The sequence below is a fragment of the Nocardia sp. NPDC041819 genome, from assembly GCF_055590505.1.
Genome location: NZ_JBVJAP010000003.1, coordinates 75,839 through 77,884, shown reverse-complemented (window position 1 = coordinate 77,884; position 2,046 = coordinate 75,839). Strand labels below are relative to the sequence as shown.

Annotated in this window: 2 protein-coding genes; one reads left to right on the top strand and one right to left on the bottom strand. The window is 68.6% G+C overall.

Annotated elements, in window-relative coordinates; all coding sequences use genetic code 11:
• Positions 1 to 202 precede the first annotated feature (202 nt).
• The gene (locus ACZ6DL_RS12370; RefSeq protein WP_466050646.1) at positions 203 to 1,813 is read left to right on the top strand and encodes an MFS transporter; all 1,611 of its coding nucleotides are present in this window, start codon (positions 203 to 205) and stop codon (positions 1,811 to 1,813) included.
• A gap of 4 nt (positions 1,814 to 1,817) precedes the next feature.
• On the opposite strand, the gene ACZ6DL_RS12365 is transcribed toward ACZ6DL_RS12370, so the two are convergent.
• Positions 1,818 to 2,030, bottom strand: a complete 213-nt coding sequence (locus tag ACZ6DL_RS12365) for a helix-turn-helix domain-containing protein (RefSeq protein WP_466051295.1) — start codon at positions 2,028 to 2,030, stop codon at positions 1,818 to 1,820.
• Positions 2,031 to 2,046 lie beyond the last annotated feature (16 nt).

Sequence of the window (2,046 nt, the reverse complement as noted above, 5' to 3'; positions counted from 1 at the left end):
GACGCGACGGCTATGTGCCACTCGTCGACGCCCAGGTTGGCCGCTGCGCGAAATTGTTTGTCTTGATACGTCATTTACGGAGGTTGGGGGCGTAGATAGTGTCGGGGGCGCGGCTCAGGTCGCGTTTCCCGTCCTTCTCGGTCCGTAATGGACTCGCCCGCACGCGGTCCCGCGGGTGGTGCGCGAACTTCATAAGGAAGACATGTCCACGATCGCAACCTCATCCGGCCGCAAGCCGGACGACTCGTCCGCAAGTCCGCTGCGCGCCGGGCTGGTGCTGTTCATGGTCAGCGGGGCCATCTTCATGATGATGCTCGACCTGACCGTGGTCTCCGCCGCGCTCGCCGATATCCGCACCGACTTCGACACGTCCATCGACGGACTGCAATGGGTCATCGACGCTTACGCCATCCCGATGGCGGGACTGTTGCTGACCTTCGCCACGCTCGGCGACCGGTTCGGCCGGAAGCGGCTTTTCCTCGCGGGCATGACAGTGTTCACCGCGTCGTCGCTGGCATTGGCGCTGGCAGGCACCATACTTCAGTTGAACCTCCTGCGCGCGGTGCAGAGCGTCGGCTCGGCGATGATCTTCGCGACGGCGTTGCCGCTGCTCGCGGTGGCCTACCCCGACGCGGGCAGGCGCGCGAAGGCCATCGGCATCTACGGCGCCGTCATGGCGAGTGCGACCGTCGCGGGCCCGGTGCTCGGCGGCGCGCTGGTCACCCAGTTCGGCTGGCGCTCGATCTTCACCATCAACGTCCCGATCGGCATCTTCATCGGCGTGCTCGCCGTGCTGCGGATGCCCGAGTCGGCGCGGATGGAAGGGCGCAGGGCCGACTGGCCGGGGTCGCTGCTGCTCACCGGTGGCCTGGTGACGGGTGTATTCGCGCTGACCCGCGGCAACTCGCTGGGCTGGACCTCGGCCACGGTGCTCGGGCTCGGCGCCGCCGCAGCGGTGTTGCTGGTGGGGTTCGCGGCGTGGCAGTTCAAGGCCGAGCACCCGCTGCTCGACGTGTCCATGGTGCGCAAGCGCGGATTCACCGGCACGGCCATCGTCTCGATCGGACACATGGCGACGCTGATGGCCGCGAGCAACTACCTGGCGGTGTTCCTGATCAACACGCTCGGGTACACGCCCTTGCAGATGGGCCTGCGGTTGCTGCCTGTGAGCGTGGCCGCGCTGATCAGCGCGCCGCTGGCGATGGTCTTCGCGAAGCGGGTCCCGTTCGCGGTATCGCTGCCGGTCACGATGGGCATGGTCGCGTTGGGCACTTGGCTGATCGGCGACTTCGGTTCCGACGACTCGTGGACGCATTTCCTGCCCGGAATGGTGATCGGCGGACTCGGACTCGGCGCGATCACGGCCGTCAACCAGGCGGCCTCACTCACCTTCGCCTCCGACGAGAACGCGGGCATGGCCAGCGCGACCTTCGGCACCCTTCGGCAGGTCGGCCTCGCGGTCGGCGTGGCCGGGCTGGGCGCCATGTTCAACCACTCGGCGCGCGGTTCCGCTGCCGACGGGCTCGACGCCCTGCCCGGAGCCGTCCCGTCGGCGCTGCGTGAGCAGTTCCTGGAGGCGGCGGGCTCCGGCGCCGGTCGTTCGGTGGCCGACGGGCTGCCCGCGCAGTTCCAGCCGATCGCGTCGGACCTGTCACACATCGCGACCTCCGCGTCGATCGACGGGCTCAACTCGATGGTCGGCCTCGGCGCCGCGATCGGATGCATCGCGGTGGTCGCCTCTGTGCTCGCTTTCGGCGTGGATCACCTGCGCGGCAAGCGGGCTCGTCCGGCCCGGTTGACGGAACCGGCCTGATCCGTCAGATCCGCACCGGATCGGCACCGCTCCCGCCGAAGTACGCGGCGGGAGCGGTGCCGATATCGCGTCGAAACGCGGTGATGAACTCGCTCACGGTGCCGTAGCCGACCGCGTGCGCCACCCGGGAGATCGGCTCTCCCGCACCGAGCATCGGCAGCGCGGCGTTGATTCGTGCGAAGGTGCGCCAATTCTCGAATCGTCGCGAGTGGCACAGGGGCGCGGCGAAGTGC